Below are 15,015 nucleotides of genomic sequence, written 5' to 3' on the forward strand. Positions count from 1 at the left end.
GACTGATCGGTCGACCGGCCGAAGGCGCGCTCGGCCGTCCTGAACCAGGACGCGGTGGCGGCCTTCGTGCCGTCCCCGCACCATCCGCAGCTGTACCGCGCCAAGGCCGACGGCGCCGCCATGGAGACGATCATCCGCCAGGCCTTCACCTCCGCGGCCCAGAAACCCGGCGCCACCGTCGCCTTCAACGAGCTGGTCTCGACCAGGCCGGGAGACAGCCTGGGCATCAGCCCGCTGTACCTCCTGATGGGCTGCACCCTCCCCGTCTATTTCCTGGTGGTCGCCATGCAGCGCGCGGTGGGCTTCAGCCGTCGGGCACATATGGCCACGATGGTCGGAGGCGGCGCCGTCGCCGCCCTCGCCTGTTACCTCACGAGTGCTTACGGGATGGACGCGATCCCGCCGCATCCGCTCGCTCTGCTGTACCTGTTCCTACTGACGCAGGCCGTGGCACTGACCTCGTACGGGTTCGTGCCCTTTCTCGGCCCGTTCTTCCCAGGGGCCGCCGTCACGCTGTTCATCCTGCTCGGCGTGTCTTCCAGTGGCTGCAGCGTCCCCGTCGACCTGCTCCCTGGCTTTTTCCGCTTCCTCCACCCCGTCCTGCCCATGGGCAATGCCGCCGATGCCCTGCGCGATGTCAGTTAATTCCCGAGAGTCTCGGCCTCCGGCAGATCGTGTTCACAGCGGCAGGCGATGGTAGGCGTGGTCGAGTTGGTCCTGGCCGTACCCGCGGGCGGCCAGGTAGCCGTCGGGTCGCACGAGTACCCACCCGTCGTTGTCCAATCCGAGGGTGTCAGCGGCAGGTTTTTCGACCTGGCAGCCGCGGGCCAGGCTCGGCAGGGATGGTGTCGAGCCGCCGGTTGCCGGGCCTGTGGTCGAGGTGATCACCAGCCAGGTGGGATCGCGCAATGCGTCGAACAGCTTCTTCCAGCCGGCGGTGTCGGCTTCGGGGTGGCGGACCTGTACCAGGCGCTGCCCGGGAGCGGGTCCGGGTCGCAGGGTGTCGGTGTCTGGGACCGTGAGCGGGCTGGTCGGATAGGCGATGCCGAGGCCGGACATCGAGCCGAACAGAGCCTGGTTGAGGGCCTCGAAGATCGGGGGCCAGGCGTTGACTATCTCGAACACGGCAGGGAGGTACTCGTCGACGACCGCGCTGCGCAGCTCGACAAGCTGTGTGGCCATCCGGGTCGACTTCAGCAGGGCCTTCGCGACCGGTTCCCGCTCGACGCTGTAGGTGTCGAGCAGCTCGGCGGAGGCCTGGCCGTTGATCACCGCGGCAAGTTTCCAGGCCAGATTGAAGGCGTCCTGGACACCGGTGTTCAGGCCCTGCCCGCTGGCCGGGCTGTGCACGTGGGCGGCGTCACCGGCCAGGAAGCAGTGCCCGGACTGCATGACGGGCGCCGCACGCTGCTGGATGTTGAACACCGACACCCAGGTGGGGCGTTCGACATGCGATCGGATCCCCAGGCCGCGGCTGAGCTTGCGCCCGAAACGCTCGGCGACGGCGGCGTCATCGCCGGCGTAGTCGACGTCCACGGTGTCCAGCAGCCGCCACCGCCGGTCGCCGACCAGCGGAAAAAGCATCATGGACGTGCCGTCGGCCCGAATCCACCGGATCCGGTCGTGCTCGACCAGCTGGGCGAAGGTGATGTCGGCGTCGGCGATCAACCACGTTTCCGTGGATTCCCCCTTCATCTCCAACCCGATCTGGTGGCGCACGGTGCTGTGGCCGCCGTCGCAGCCGACCAGCCACGGCATCGAGACAATCTCCGTAGTGCCATTTCGATCCAGGGTCGCACGCACCGTCCCGGCGTCCTGCTCGACGGCGGTAAGCCGCACACCCCACTCCACCCGGCCACCGAGCCGTTCGACCGCCGTGCGCAGCAACTGCTCCGTGATCACCTGGTCGAGCAGCAGCAGCTTGTTGAATCGAGTCGGGTAGGCGGTGAAGTAGGAGTCCATCGAAGCCAGTTGCTTCCCGTCGGCGTGGAAGGCGGTTCCCCTGCCTTGCACCGCGCGAGCGTTGACCTCCTCGTAGAGCCCTGCCTGGTCGAGGGTCTCCATCGTTCGAGGATGGATGACGGCGGCCCGACTCGTCGTCGCCGGACCGGTCGCGGCGTCGATCAGCCTCACCGAGACCCCTCGGCGCAGCAGCTCGTGGGCGGCCATCAATCCGACCGGCCCGGCACCGACGACCAGTGCGTCCGGCTTGACTGCTCCAGACGGGGACGGCTCCGTTTCGACCGTTGCCGACCGTGGCAGCACCGTGAGCACGCGGACGATGAACGCCCGGAATTCCTCCATGAAGTTATGCAGGAAACGCGCCGTGCCGGCGTCGGTCACTTCGCCGGCGTCGGTGATCAGGCCCGGTTTGAACTGGATGTACGCCTCCGGGGCGTTCATCTGCGGGGAGTTGCAGTAGCTGAGAACGCTGCGCAGGTTCTGCTGAGCGACGGCGGTTCCGATAGCGCCCGGGGATGCGCCGATGACGGCAGAGGGCTTGTGCGCGAATGAGTTGTCCCCCCAAGGGCGACTGGCCCAGTCGATGGCGTTCTTCAGTGCGCCGGGAATGGAGCGGTTGTACTCCGGGGTCACGAACAACACTGCGTCCACGGCGGCGATGGCGTCCTTGAGCGCCCTGCCCTCGGCCGGGTAGTCGACGTCGTAGTCGTAGCTGTACAGCGGGAGGTCCTTGATCGGGATCTCCACGAAGTCCAGGTCCGGCGGGGCAATGCGGACCAATGCCTTGGCCAGGGTGCGGTTGATGGAGGCGGTCGCAAGGCTACCGACGATGTAACCCACCGTGTACCTGGTCATGTCGGTTCACTCTCTGCTCACCCGGCCAAGCCACCGGCCGGGGTCAGTTGATCTGGAAACGGCGCCCAAGGCGCATGTGCCCGTTATCTACCGATATCACCCATTGACTTCGATCGTTGCGGAACCTCATCGACGGGAGCAGGCGGCAGGCCAGAGGAAGCCGAGAGCAGCGATATGCACTTCTAGGCCATTGATCGCGAACGATAGGCAAACCAGTCGTGGCGCCGTTTCCGCACTTCGTAGACATCTTGATGCCGCCGACGCCAGGAGGCCACAGGCGCTGGGGTCATCCGTTCCTCATCGGTGACGGTTCGCCCGCAGGCGCCGGGAGCCTGGACAGGGCTACGGCGCCGACTGCGCACGCGACAGCCGCGAGCAGCGGCGGCACACCTGAACCGTCGAAGCCCGTAGCGAAATCCGGCTGGCTACCCGCGCTGATGTCGGCAGGCGTCGATGGCCGCAAGGACTCTCCGAGGAAGACCACCAGGTTAGTCGCCAGGGCGCCGAGGAGCGTGGCGCCCGCCATCCCCGCAGGCCACCATTGCGAGGAGGCGCCGGCTGCGGCAAGGGCGAGCAGCGGCAGACCACCCGCCACGAGGAAATCGAGCCCGAATCGCGCGTCGACTCCGATGAAGCGCCAGGAGACGATCTGCAGGTGGTCCGTGCCGATACTCACGGTCATGATCACCAACATGAACGGCACCGCCGAGGCAAGCACCGCCAGGACCATCTACGCCCACACTCGGCGACCGGCCCCCTCTCGCCCTGCCTTCTCGAACATCAGCTGATCGTACGGGAGCGTCTGGCTGAGAGCTTGCGATCAGAAAGGCCCCGGTGTCGGCCAGGTGTTCACCTGGGCGGCGGTGATGTTCACCTTGGGTAAGCCCGGCGAGCTTGGCCAGGTGCCGGCGAAGCGCCAGGGTGAACCGCCGCCACAGCTCCGGCGCGGTGGCGTTGAACAGCACACCCACGCTGGGCGACTTACAGACGACGCCGCTCGGGTCATGCCGCGCTCGAGCGAGCGTCGTCTGGTCATCGCGGGTTATCTCGCCATCGTCCGGCTTGGTAGGACGGCGTCCCAATCGACTGTCCGAGCCCAATCGGCATAGCTGTGCCAGGCCACGTCCGGGTACGTGGCGTGTAGCCCATCGACGTCGAGGAAGTCGGTGTTCTCCTCGAACCGTTGGAACATGTCCGCGATCTCGTCGCCGGCCCACTGGCGGACCTGGTCCAATGGCAGTTGGTAGTACGGGATCTCGCGGCCGAGGATGTCACTGAGGATCCGGGCCGCCTCCTCGCCGGTCACCCGGTCGGAAGCGACGTCGATCCGCTCGCCGACGAACCGGTCCGGGTGCTCGATGGCGTGTACGGCGAGGCCAGCGATGTCTCGGACGGTCACTTGGTCCAGCGGCTTGGCGGCGGACAGCGGGTTGGCCAGGACGCCATCGCCAAGGCGGCTGAAGCCGACGTTGAGGACGTTCTCCATGAAGTACACGGGCCCCAGGACGGTCGCCCGGATCTCCTGCTCTCGCAGATACGCTTCGACAAGCTGCTTGCTGTCGGCATGGTCGATGTCGGTTGCCGAGAGCCGGTCGGCGCCCCGGAGCGAGGAGTACACCAGGTGCGCGCCGGCGCGCATCGCGACATCGATAAGGAGGCGGCCCTGGGCCACCTCCTCGTCCTTCCCGCCCGATCCGAACGGTATCGAGAGGCCGAAAATCGCATCGACGCCCCGGGCGGCGCTGGCGAGGGCCTCCAGATCGGCCAGGTCGCCGGGGAGGAGCCGGGCTCCAGCAGCGGACAATGCCCGCGCGGACGGCGCCTCGGGTGATCGGACGTAGGCGGTGACGTCGTGGCCGTGGTCGAGCAGCAGTTCGGCGACGGCACCGCCCTGCTTCCCGGTGGCGCCGATGACGAGAACAGTGGCCATGAAAGGGCTCCTTTATCGCGACTCGCGGACGCGCCTATCCTTTGACCTCAACCTCTGTTGAGGTCAACTGCTAAAGTCGGCCCATGCCTCGGGCTCGCACCACGTTCCATGAACTCACCGTCGGACAGGTCGCCCACCGCAGCGGCGTCGCGATCTCCGCGCTGCACTTCTACGAACGCCAGGGCCTCATCCGCAGTACCCGGACGTTGAGCAACCAGCGGCGATACAGCCGCGACACGCTGCGCCGGGTCGCCTTCATCCGGGCATCCCAGCACGTCGGCATCTCGCTCGCGGCGATCCGGGAGGCCTTGGATCAACTACCGAGTGAGCGCACCCCGACCCCGGATGACTGGGCTCGCCTGTCCGCGAGCTGGCGAACCGAGCTCGACGCACGCATCGCGCACCTGCAGGCACTCCGCGACGACCTCACTGAGTGCATCGGATGCGGCTGCCTGTCGCTGCGGTCCTGCCATCTGACCAATCCACGCGATGTGCTGGGCCGCGAAGGCCCGGGCGCACGTCGCCTGCCACAAGGGTGAAAACCACGCCTACAGCCCAAAACTGCCGCCGATGAGAAGGCACTGTCTTCGGCAGAAGCGCGCAGCGGCCTGTCCTCGCCACAACGGTCGGCGTCCACGGAAACTGACTGAGCCGTCCGTGCTGCCCCGACGTTGACACGACGTCGTTTCGGGACGTGGTCGACAGAGCGCCATGCTTGATGGCGTGAGCGGATCGGGCGGCCGGTGCGGGAGGCGTTCCCGCGCCGGCCGCCTCTCATGACCGTGTCGCCTCAGGACCAGACGGCGGCGGTCGGCTCGGCGAAGCCGGCGGCCTGGTCGAGCCCCCCTTGAAGGCCGCTAGATTCTTCTCCCGCGCCCGCTGACCGGCGAAGGTCAACCGGACTGGATCGCGGTGAGCATGTCGAGCCGTGCCGCGTTGCGGGCGGGCCACACGGCGGCCACGACGCCGATGACCGTGGCCAGGGCGAGGACGAGCGCGATCTGACCCCAGGGCAGGATGAGCCGGTAGGCGGGCGTGTCGGCGGCCAGGAGGCGGACGCCCGCCCAGCCGAAGAAGACGCCGAGACCGACGCCCAGCGTCGCGCCGAACAACGAGATGACCAGCGACTCCAGGCGCACCATCCGCCTGACGCCGCCACGGTCCAGGCCGATGGCGCGGAGCATGCCGATCTCGGCCGAGCGTTCGACGACGGACATGACGAGGGTGTTGACGACGCCGAGGACGGCGACGATCACGGCCATGGCGAGCAGCCCGTACAGCAGATTCAGCATCACGGTGATGCTGTGGGCGATGGAGGTGGAGACGTCCTGCTTGCTCTGCACGAGGATCGCGGGGCTGTCACCGAGGGCATCGATGATCGCGTCCTTGGCCGCCCGGCTCGGGCCGTGCGCGGTCTTGACCAGGACGGACCCGGCGGTGCGGGTGCGCAGGTGCGGGTCGAGGAGGTGAGTGTCGATCACGAGGCCGTGGAGCAGGTCGGTGTCCTGGTAGACGCCGCTGATCGTCACCCGGCCGTGGCCGCCGTCGGGGAAGGTGACCGGGAGGGCGGTGCCGGTGGTCCAGCCGTGCTCGGCGGCCGTGCCCGCGTCGACGAGGGCGCCGCCCGTGCCGAGGCCGGAGAGCGATCCGCGGGTGAACTCAGGCCGGAGCAGGTCACCGATGACGCCGGCGTCCACGCCGGTCAGGAACATGTTGGAGCCGGCGACGCGCGCCGGGACCTCACGCAGCGGGCTCACGGCGGTGACCCCGCCGGTGACCCTGTCGGTCGCTTTGAGCGCGTCCTCGACCTGTACGGACAGGTCGTCGTAGTTGCCCATCCTGACGACGTAGTCGGCGCTCAGGGTCGCGGTCGCCCGGGCGTCGGTGGCCTCCCGGCTGCTGGTGGCGATGACGGTGAGGCCGGTGATGACGGCCAGGCCGATGGTCAGGGCGGACGCCGTGGCGGCTGTACGGCGGGGGTTGCGCAGGGCGTTCTCGCGGGCCAGTTTCCCGGGGGCGCCCATGCGGCGCAGCAGCGGCGTGACGGCGGCGATGAACGGGCGGGACAGCAGCGGGGTGAGGACGAACACCCCGGTGAGCAGCGTGCTCGCGCCCAGCCCAATGACGTACTGGCCCTCGTCGAAGTCCATGCCGGTGCCGGCGAGCACGGTGGCGGCGCCGGCGGCGGCCAGGATGGCGCCGACGGTGTTGCGCACGACCAGGGACCTGCTGGTGGCCGGCGCGTGCACGGCGCTCATCGCGGCGACGGGCGGGATCCTCCCCGCACGGCGCGCGGGCGGCCAGGCGGCGGCCATCGTCACCAGGACGCCGACGGCCAGGGACACCACGACGGCGGCCGGGGATACCACCAGCGGTCCGTCGGGGAGGACCTGGCCGCCGGAGCCGAACGAGCCGATCAGGCCGCGTAGGCAGGCGGCGACGCCGATCCCGGCCACCATGCCGGCGCAGCCCGCGACGGCCCCGATGAGGAGGGCCTCGACGAGAACGGAGCGGGTGATCTGGCGGCGCGACGCGCCGATGGCACGCAGCAGCGCGAGCTCCCTGGTGCGCTGGGCGGTGAGCATCGTGAAGGTGTTGGCGATCAGGAAGACGCCGACGAACAGCGCGATGCCGGCGAAGACCAGGAGAGTGGAGCGCAGGTCGTTGATCGTGCCCTCCACCCGCACGGCCTGGTCGCGGGCGAGGGAGTCACCGGTGAAGGTGACGGCGCCTTCGGGCAGGACCTTCTCGACGGCCGCCCGCAGCGCCACCTGGGACGCGCCGGGTGAGGCCTTGGCGGTGATCTCGCTGAATATGCCCGGCTCGGCGAACAGCCGCTGCGCGGTGGCGGTGTCGAAAAGGGTGAGCGTGCCGCCGGCGGCGACCTCCCCGTCGTCGGTGGTGAAGACGCCGACCAGCTTCTCCTTCAGAACCGGCCCGTCGACGGAGAGGCGCACCGTGTCGCCCACCTGGTAACCCGTACGCTCCGCCGACCTGGCGTCGAGCATGATCTCGCCCGCGTTCTGGGGCGCCCGTCCCCGCGCCACGGCGTAGCGGGGGTCCGCGCCGCCCGGGCCCGGGTAGTAGTTGGCGCCGCGCGTCGACCAGCCTTGCCCCGCCAGGGCGCCGTCCTTGCCGGCGATGGCGGTGAAGCCGGTGACCGAACCGATCACCGTGCGGGCCTCGGGCAGGCGGGCCACGTCGTGAAGAAGATCCTGAGTGAGGGCGGGCCGGGCTCCCGGAGGGCCGCCCTCGGGCGCCTGGCCGGGCCTGATTGCCACGTCGACGTACGCGAAGCTCTGCTCGGAGCTCTTGCGGTACGCCTCGGCGAAGGTGTCGGTGAAGACGAGGGTCGCGGAGAGGAAGGCCACGCCGAGCAGTACGGCGAGCATGGTCATCAGCAGCCGGCCCTTGTGGGCGGTGACATTGCGCAGCGTCGTGCGGAACATGCGAGATCGGTCCTGGAGAGAAGTGATCGGGGGCGGGTTCGGGACGCGGTTCAGCCGGCGCGGTCGCCGGTGTCGAGGCGCTTCATCCGGTCGAGCACGGTCTCGGCGGTCGGCTCGCGCAGCTCGTCGACGACGTGGCCGTCGGCCAGGAAGACGACCCGATCCGCGTAGGAGGCGGCGACCGGGTCGTGGGTGACCATGGCGACCGTCTGGCCGAGCTCGCGCACCGAGTCGCGCAGGAAGCCCAGCACCTCTGCGCCGGATCGGGAGTCGAGGTTGCCGGTGGGCTCGTCGGCGAAGATAATCTCCGGCCGTCCGGCCAGCGCGCGGGCGACCGCGACCCGCTGCTGCTGCCCGCCGGACAGCTGCGCGGGCCGGTGCTCGAGACGGTCCGCGAGGCCGACGGCGGCGATCACCTCGTCCAGCCAGGCCTTGTCGGGCCTGCGGCCGGCGATGGTCAGGGGGAGGGTGATGTTCTCGGCCGCGGTCAGCGTGGGCAGCAAATTGAACGCCTGAAAGACAAACCCGATCCTGTCCCGGCGCAGCCGGGTGAGCTGCTTGTCGCTCAGCCCGGTCAGCTCGAGGTCACCGATCCGCGCCGAGCCACCGGAGATCGCGTCCAGGCCGGCCATGCAGTGCATGAGGGTGGACTTGCCGGAGCCGGAGGGCCCCATGATGGCGGTGAACTCGCCGCGCCGGAACTCGCCGCTGACGCCGTCCAGGGCGACCACCCGGGTCTCGCCCTGCCCGTAGACCTTGGTCAATTTGTCGGCCACGGCCGCTGGCCGGGTCGTCATCGTCACGGAAGAGGCGTGGGAGGCCGTCGTACGGCTGGGGTTCATCGCGGATCACTCCAGGAAAGCGGATGCCAGAGGGCAGGGTCGATCCTCCACGTGAGGGCGGGTGCGGCGGATCCACCGGACGGCCGAAACGGCGCCGGCCCGCCACTGCCCGCATCGGCCGAAAGGCTGAGGTGGTGGGCCGCGGCGACGCCGTAACGTGGGACGACGTGTTATCCGCGTTCCGGGCCCGGCCCCTCGCCCATCAGACGCTGTTCGTCCTGGCCGCCGTCGTGGTGATCGCCGCGCTCGTCCTCGAAGGCGAGGCCACTGGCTACCCGCCGACCGCGGTGGCCACCTTCCTGACCGGAGGGCTGTGCGTTACCGCCCTCGTCGTGCCGAGGAGGCGATACGTCCTGGCGGCGGCCGTCGCCATCGCCGCCTCCTGTGTCTTCACCACGGTCAGCGTGAACCTGACGCATCGGCCGGAGAACACGTTCGGGGTCACAGAACTGATCGCCCTCCTGCTGCTCATCGCACGCGCCGTCCGCACCCAGCCGCTCATAACGGCGGCGGCGTTGGGGACCGCGGCCGCCGTCTCAGCCGTCGTGCTGCCCCTGCGGATCGAGCCGTCCCAATGGCCGAACGTGATCACGTACGCCGAGCCGGCCGTCCTGCTGGCAGTGGTGCCCGCGGTCGTTCTCGGCCTGTACCTGCGTCTGCTCGACGACGCCCGCGATCGCCGGCTTCAAGGCGATCGGCAGGCTCAGCGCATGGAGTACGCCCGGGAGCTCCACGACTTCGTGGCGCACCACGTCACCGCGATGATCGCGCAGACCAAGGCCATCCGCTTCGCCACCTCCGCGGGGCACCCGCCCAGCCCCGCGGAGCTGGACCAGATGCTCGCCCGGATCGAGGAAGTCGGAGCCCAGGCGATGGACTCCATGCGGGCCATGGTCTCCGTCCTGCGCAATCCCGCCGCACCGGCGGCCACCAGTCCCTGCGCGGACCTCACCCGGCTGCACGACCTGGTCGCGACGTTCTCCCGCACCGGTCCGCCTGCCGAGCTGACACTCGACCCCCGGCTCACCGGTCGCCGCCTGCCGCCCGAGATCACCACCACGGTGCACCGGGTGGTCCAGGAGTCCCTCACCAACATCCGCAAACACGCCACCGCCGTCCGGTACGTCACCGTCGACGTCCAGACCGGCGATCAGAACACACTCCGAGTCACGGTGACCGACGACGGACGCGGCCGCCGCAGGACCACGACCAGCGGCTACGGCCTGGCCGGTCTCACCGAGCGCATCGAAGCGGCCGGCGGCCGACTTACCGCCGGGCCACATGAGCTGACCGGTTGGCAGGTCGTCGCCGACCTTCCCCTTCCCCGTCGGGCGGATCCGCCCAAATCACCGCCTGGCATCATGGACATATGACCATCCGGGTGCTCATCGCCGATGACCAGGAGATGATCCGCTCGGCGTTCCGTATGATCCTCGACTCGCAACCCGACATCCAGGTCATCGCCGAGGCGGCCGACGGCGGCGCCGCCGTCGGCACGGCACGCGCCCTGCGCCCCGACGTCTGTCTGCTCGATATCCGCATGCCCGTACTCGACGGGCTTGAGGCAACCCGGCTGCTGGCCGGCCCCGACGTCCCCGACCCCCTGCACGTCCTCATCGCCACCACCTTCGACCTCGACGAGTACGTTTACCGCGCCCTGCGCAACGGCGCCTGCGGCTTCCTCCTCAAGGACGGCTCTCCGGTCCTGCTCGCCGAGGCCGTACGCGCGGCGGCGGCGGGAAACTCCCTGATCTCTCCGTCGATCACGGTCCGCCTCCTGCAGCACATGAACCCGCCCGCACGCGTCACGACCGGCCGGGCCGGGCACACACCGGCGGCATCCGCGAGCGCCGGCCAGGGCGGGTTGATCGAACCGCTCACCGAGCGGGAGCTCGACGTCGTCCGCCTCGCCGCCCGCGGACGGACCAACGAGGAGCTCGCCACGGAGTTGCACGTCACGCTGTCCACCGTGAAGACCCACCTCGCCAACGTGCAGCGCAAACTCGCCGCCCGCAATCGCGTCGAGATCGCCGCCTGGGCCTGGGAGAACGGCGTCTGCACCAGCCGTTAGCGCCGCTGACCGGCCCGGTCAGAGGCCTGCGGTCCGTAGCGGCGCTACGGCGATCAGTCAATACCGCAAGCGGCAGGCCGGACCGATGAGTTCGCCTCAGTCCTGCACGGGCCTACATGGGACTACTGGGGATCACGATGTTGCATCCCGTCAGTGTGATCTACCTTCTCAGGACGGATGTCGCAGAGCGCGGTGATCCGTGCCCCGGGGATCGGGAAGAACAGCGGGAGCTGCCCTGATCCGCGGTTGCCCAGCCCGATGATCGCCACCCGTACGGTATCGAACCCCTCGAAGGGCATGTCGGGTCATGGTCCGTTCTAACTCGACCTGTCCGACGTGCTTCAGCCGGGCACGATGAGGCCGGACTCGTAGGCGAAGATCGCCGCTTGGATGCGATCGCGCAGGTCGAGCTTGGTAAGGATCCGGCTGACGTGGGTTTTGGCAGTGGTGTCGGAGATGAAGAGCTCTGCGGCGATCTCGGGGTTGGACAGGCCCCGTGCCATGAGCCGCAGCACTTCCAACTCCCGGGCGGTGAGCCTGTCGAGGGCGGGTGATCGGCGCGGGACGGGGGCTCTGGCGAAGGCCTCGATGACGCGGCGGGTTACTCCTGGCGTGAGCATGCCGTCCCCCGCAGCGACCACCCGGACCGCCTCGATGAGCCGCTCGGCGGGGGCCTCCTTGGTGAGGAACCCGGCGGCTCCGGCTCGAAGCGCCTCGTAGACGTACTCGTCGAGGTCGAATGTGGTCAACACGATGATCCGGGTGGGCAGCCCGGCCAGCCGCCGAGTCGCCTCCAGGCCGTTGACGCCGGGCATCCGGATGTCCATGAGCGCGACGTCGGGGGTGAGCGCGCGGACCACCCGTACGGCCTGCTCGCCGTCACCCGCCTCCGCCACCACCTCCATATCGGGCTCGTCGTCGAGCATCAGCCTGAAACCCCGCCGTACCATGGCCTGGTCGTCGGCGACCACTACGCGGATGCTCACCGCTGGCTCCCGTTCAACGGCAGCACGGCGCACACCCGGAAACCGCCGCTTTCGTACGGCCCGGCCTCCAGGACCCCGTCGTAAAGCGCCGCCCGCTCGCGCATTCCGATCAGCCCGTGCCCGGTACCCAGGCCGAGCGGCGCCGCGCCATTGCCATCGTCGTGAACCTCCAGTTCGACGGCCGTGCCGTTCCACCGGATCGCGACCTCGGCCCGCGCGCCCTGCCCGGCGTGCCGGAGGGTGTTGGTGAGCGCCTCCTGCACGATCCGGTAGGCGGCAAGGTCTATGCCGGGTGGCAATGGGGATGGCACGCCCTCGACCGTCATCTCGACCATGAGCCCGGTCTCGCGCATCTGGTCCAGCAGCGGCGGCAGCCCGTCGAGCCCGGGCTGTGGGGAGAGCGAGAGCGCCTCGCCGTCCGCGCGGAGGATTCCGAGCAGCCGCCGCAACTCCCCGATCGCGCCCCGCCCTGCCTGCTCGACCTCGTCGAGGAGTTCGCTGTCTCCGGGCCGGTCGTGCCGCAGGCGCCGCCGTACGACCCCGGTCTGCACGACCATAACGCTGAGACTGTGGGCGATCACGTCGTGCAGCTCGCGGGCGATCCTGGTCCGCTCGGCCTGTACGGCGCGCTCCGCGTCCTCGGCACGCCGCCGTTGGAGCTCGGCGGTCTGCTCCTTGAGGAGCGTCGCCTCCTGGCCGCGCCTGCGGATCAGGTACCCCAGCGTCCACGCCCCGCCGAACAGCACGCCGGTGAACAGGTAGTCCCCCACGCCGCCGCGGTGGGGGTCGATGGCGAAGCCGACCAGCACGAACGTGGTCACCATGGCGGCGCCGACGGCGGAGTCCCTGAACTTGGCGTGGGCGGCGACGGAGTAGCAGCACACGATCATGGCGAAGAAGGCGTAGCCGCTCTCGAAGCTGTGCGTCACCGGCGAGGAGGCGGCCACGACGACCATGACGACGGCGACCACGCCGAGTGGCCAGACCCGGCGCCACGCGATGGGCGCGACCGTGGCGCCGGCCACGAGCATCTCCATGGCGGTAAAAGGGAGATCGGTACTCGTCAGCGCCTCCAGCACGGCGGCGGTGCCGAGCACCCCGGCGACCGCGATATCGGTCCAGGCAGGCCGAGGCGGGATCCAGCGCATGGCGCTCACGATAACGCCGCAGGCGGGGCCGCCGAATCGTCCGCGTGGACGACGCCGGAATCATCGTTATGCCGGACGACCAGAGATGTGCCCGCGACCTACGTTGGCGGCCTCACACGTCAAGGAGGCTCACATGCCCACATCCCTTGAGGACTTCCGTCGCCGCTTCGCCGGCGTCTGCCTGATCGCCGGGCCGGTCGCGATGGCCGCGGCGATGGCGCTCAAGACGGTGTCAGGCGGCGATTCCAGCGCCATCCTCACCGAGGTCGCCGCCGACCCGAGCCGATTCCGGCTGTCGATCCTGCTCCAACTAGTTGCGGCACTGCTCATGGTGGCGGGGCTGGCCGGGCTGCCGCGGCTCTTCCCCGGACGCGGCGCGGTGCTCGGCCACCTCGGGATCGCGCTGCTCTGGCTCAACATGCTCGGGAATCTGGGCGACGCGGCGAGCGGCTCGGTCCTGTCCGCGATGGCCGCTGGCGGCGTCACCGACCAGAAGGTGGCGATCGCGGACGCGGTCGCCGGCGAACCCGTCTTCATGGTCATCCAGTTCATGGTGCTGATTGGCCTGCTCGGCTTCGTCCTGCTGGCGGTCGCCCTATTCCGGGCCCGCACGGTCCCATGGGCCGTGCCGGCGCTGCTCCTGGCGACACTGGTTTCGTTCCTCGTACCGATCACCGAAGCGGTGGGGGGTGTCCTGCTTGTGCTGGCCTATGGCTCGGTCGGCACCCGCTTCCTGCGGCCCGAGTCTGCTGTGAACCCGGCTGTGGAACCCGCTGTGGGACGGTGACTCCGTCCGCGGCGTGTGGTCGCGCCATATCGAGGGGCCGATATGGCGCGACCCCAATCGGTCTCAGCTCACATGCCTGCGACCCGCACGCACCATCCGCCGCCGCTACGAGGACGCCGACGTCGAAAGACTGGTGCGCGCGGCGTGGTGGGACTGGCCGGTCGAACTGGTCACCGAGCACGTACGCACGATCATGACCGGTTCCCCGGCCGACATCGAGGCCGTCGCCATCCAGGCCGGACGCGTGTGACGCCGTGCGTCACCAGGGCACCGGCCCGGCGTCGTCGAAGAATCCACCGGTCGGGCCGTCGTCGGGCAGGGTCGCGAGCCGGATCGCGATCGCCGCGCCCTGTTCGGGCGTACGGACCCCGCGGAAGCCGTTGAGGTCGGTCGCGCAGAAGCCGGGGCAGCCGGCGTTGATCAGGATGTTCGTGTCGCTCAGCTCCTTGGCGTACTGCACGGTGACGGCGTTGAGGAACGTCTTCGACGGCGCGTACGCGGCGGAGATCGGGCCCGTTTCGGCGCCGGGAGTGGTCTGGCGGGTGAGAGAGCCCACGGTGCTGGACATGTTCACGATCCGCGGCGACGGCGAGCGGCGCAGCAACGGCAGCATCGCGTTGGTGACGCGGATGACGCCGATCACGTTGGTCTCCACGGCCGCCCGCATCGTGGCGGGGTCCACCGTGGTGGGCGTCTGCGGCATGCCGCCGGTTATCCCGGCGTGCCATTTCCGGTGCTCTGCTGGGGCAACGAAAGCGGTGGCTCCCAGGGTGGCTTCCAACGACACGAAGAGACCGGATGAGCCGCGACAGCACAGTTCGGCCCTCCACGGACTTCGTCGGCGTCATGGTCGTCCTGCCCATCGTCTTCTCAGAAACAAATTGGACAGATCTCGAGCAGGGCGGCGAGCCATCGACCAGGGGCCCGCGCTTCACTCGTAATGAGGTGGTCGGGCAGTGCCTTCGGGCTTACGAACGCGAAGGTT

General features: G+C 69.4%; 14 protein-coding genes. 6 read left to right on the forward strand and 8 right to left on the reverse strand.

Going from position 1 to position 15,015, the window contains the following annotated elements; translation table 11 throughout:
• Positions 1 to 54: 54 nt before the first annotated feature.
• A complete protein-coding gene (locus tag ACGFIB_RS14120) occupies positions 55 to 645 on the forward strand; it encodes an ABC-2 transporter permease (RefSeq protein WP_393371729.1) in 591 nt (196 codons plus the stop codon).
• A gap of 33 nt (positions 646 to 678) precedes the next feature.
• Here the strand turns inward: ACGFIB_RS14120 and ACGFIB_RS14125 are convergent, their stop codons facing one another.
• The 3 genes from ACGFIB_RS14125 to ACGFIB_RS14135 all read right to left on the reverse strand — a co-directional run bounded on the left by ACGFIB_RS14125 (position 679) and on the right by ACGFIB_RS14135 (position 4,747).
• Positions 679 to 2,802 (reverse strand): FAD-dependent oxidoreductase, encoded by a 2,124-nt coding sequence (locus ACGFIB_RS14125; protein WP_393371732.1) that lies wholly within the window; start codon positions 2,800 to 2,802, stop codon positions 679 to 681.
• 301 nt (positions 2,803 to 3,103) lie between these two features.
• Positions 3,104 to 3,547: a hypothetical protein gene (locus tag ACGFIB_RS14130; protein ID WP_393371735.1), complete on the reverse strand. Its 444-nt coding sequence runs from the start codon at positions 3,545 to 3,547 to the stop codon at positions 3,104 to 3,106.
• A gap of 312 nt (positions 3,548 to 3,859) precedes the next feature.
• Entirely contained in the window at positions 3,860 to 4,747 is an 888-nt protein-coding gene (locus ACGFIB_RS14135; protein ID WP_142574419.1) for an NmrA/HSCARG family protein, read from the reverse strand.
• Positions 4,748 to 4,830: 83 nt separating this feature from the next.
• Between ACGFIB_RS14135 and soxR the strand changes: the two genes are divergently transcribed.
• The gene (gene soxR / locus ACGFIB_RS14140) at positions 4,831 to 5,286 is read left to right on the forward strand and encodes a redox-sensitive transcriptional activator SoxR (RefSeq protein WP_142574420.1); all 456 of its coding nucleotides are present in this window, start codon (positions 4,831 to 4,833) and stop codon (positions 5,284 to 5,286) included.
• Between the two features lie 354 nt (positions 5,287 to 5,640).
• Here the strand turns inward: soxR and ACGFIB_RS14145 are convergent, their stop codons facing one another.
• Together ACGFIB_RS14145 and ACGFIB_RS14150 are read right to left on the reverse strand one after the other, a co-directional pair.
• Positions 5,641 to 8,196, reverse strand: coding sequence for an ABC transporter permease (locus tag ACGFIB_RS14145; protein ID WP_393371739.1), 2,556 nt, complete (start codon positions 8,194 to 8,196; stop codon positions 5,641 to 5,643).
• A gap of 50 nt (positions 8,197 to 8,246) precedes the next feature.
• The gene (locus ACGFIB_RS14150; RefSeq protein ID WP_393371742.1) at positions 8,247 to 9,038 is read right to left on the reverse strand and encodes an ABC transporter ATP-binding protein; all 792 of its coding nucleotides are present in this window, start codon (positions 9,036 to 9,038) and stop codon (positions 8,247 to 8,249) included.
• A gap of 167 nt (positions 9,039 to 9,205) precedes the next feature.
• Here ACGFIB_RS14150 and ACGFIB_RS14155 point away from each other — a divergent pair, with 167 nt between their 5' ends.
• Entirely contained in the window at positions 9,206 to 10,411 is a 1,206-nt protein-coding gene (locus tag ACGFIB_RS14155; RefSeq protein ID WP_208762407.1) for a sensor histidine kinase, read from the forward strand.
• Positions 10,408 to 11,109 carry a response regulator gene (locus tag ACGFIB_RS14160; protein WP_393371745.1) on the forward strand — a complete coding sequence of 234 codons (702 nt, stop codon included), beginning with the start codon at positions 10,408 to 10,410 and terminating at the stop codon, positions 11,107 to 11,109. Before ACGFIB_RS14155 ends, ACGFIB_RS14160 begins: the two co-directional genes overlap by 4 nt.
• A gap of 341 nt (positions 11,110 to 11,450) precedes the next feature.
• Here ACGFIB_RS14160 and ACGFIB_RS14165 read toward each other — a convergent pair whose 3' ends face one another.
• On the reverse strand, positions 11,451 to 12,095 hold the full coding sequence (locus tag ACGFIB_RS14165) for a response regulator (RefSeq protein ID WP_142574425.1): 645 nt from the start codon (positions 12,093 to 12,095) through the stop codon (positions 11,451 to 11,453).
• Positions 12,092 to 13,243 (reverse strand): sensor histidine kinase, encoded by a 1,152-nt coding sequence (locus tag ACGFIB_RS14170; protein ID WP_393371749.1) that lies wholly within the window; start codon positions 13,241 to 13,243, stop codon positions 12,092 to 12,094. Before ACGFIB_RS14170 ends, ACGFIB_RS14165 begins: the two co-directional genes overlap by 4 nt.
• A gap of 133 nt (positions 13,244 to 13,376) precedes the next feature.
• Between ACGFIB_RS14170 and ACGFIB_RS14175 the strand changes: the two genes are divergently transcribed.
• Entirely contained in the window at positions 13,377 to 14,030 is a 654-nt protein-coding gene (locus ACGFIB_RS14175) for a hypothetical protein (RefSeq protein WP_142574427.1), read from the forward strand.
• A 13-nt stretch (positions 14,031 to 14,043) separates the two neighbouring features.
• Entirely contained in the window at positions 14,044 to 14,280 is a 237-nt protein-coding gene (locus tag ACGFIB_RS14180) for a hypothetical protein (protein WP_357323219.1), read from the forward strand.
• Positions 14,281 to 14,289: 9 nt separating this feature from the next.
• On the opposite strand, the gene ACGFIB_RS14185 is transcribed toward ACGFIB_RS14180, so the two are convergent.
• Entirely contained in the window at positions 14,290 to 14,817 is a 528-nt protein-coding gene (locus ACGFIB_RS14185; protein ID WP_393371753.1) for an SDR family NAD(P)-dependent oxidoreductase, read from the reverse strand.
• Between the last annotated feature and the right edge of the window lie 198 nt (positions 14,818 to 15,015).

This window comes from Microbispora bryophytorum, assembly GCF_043197435.1.
GTDB classification, from domain to species: domain Bacteria; phylum Actinomycetota; class Actinomycetes; order Streptosporangiales; family Streptosporangiaceae; genus Microbispora; species Microbispora bryophytorum.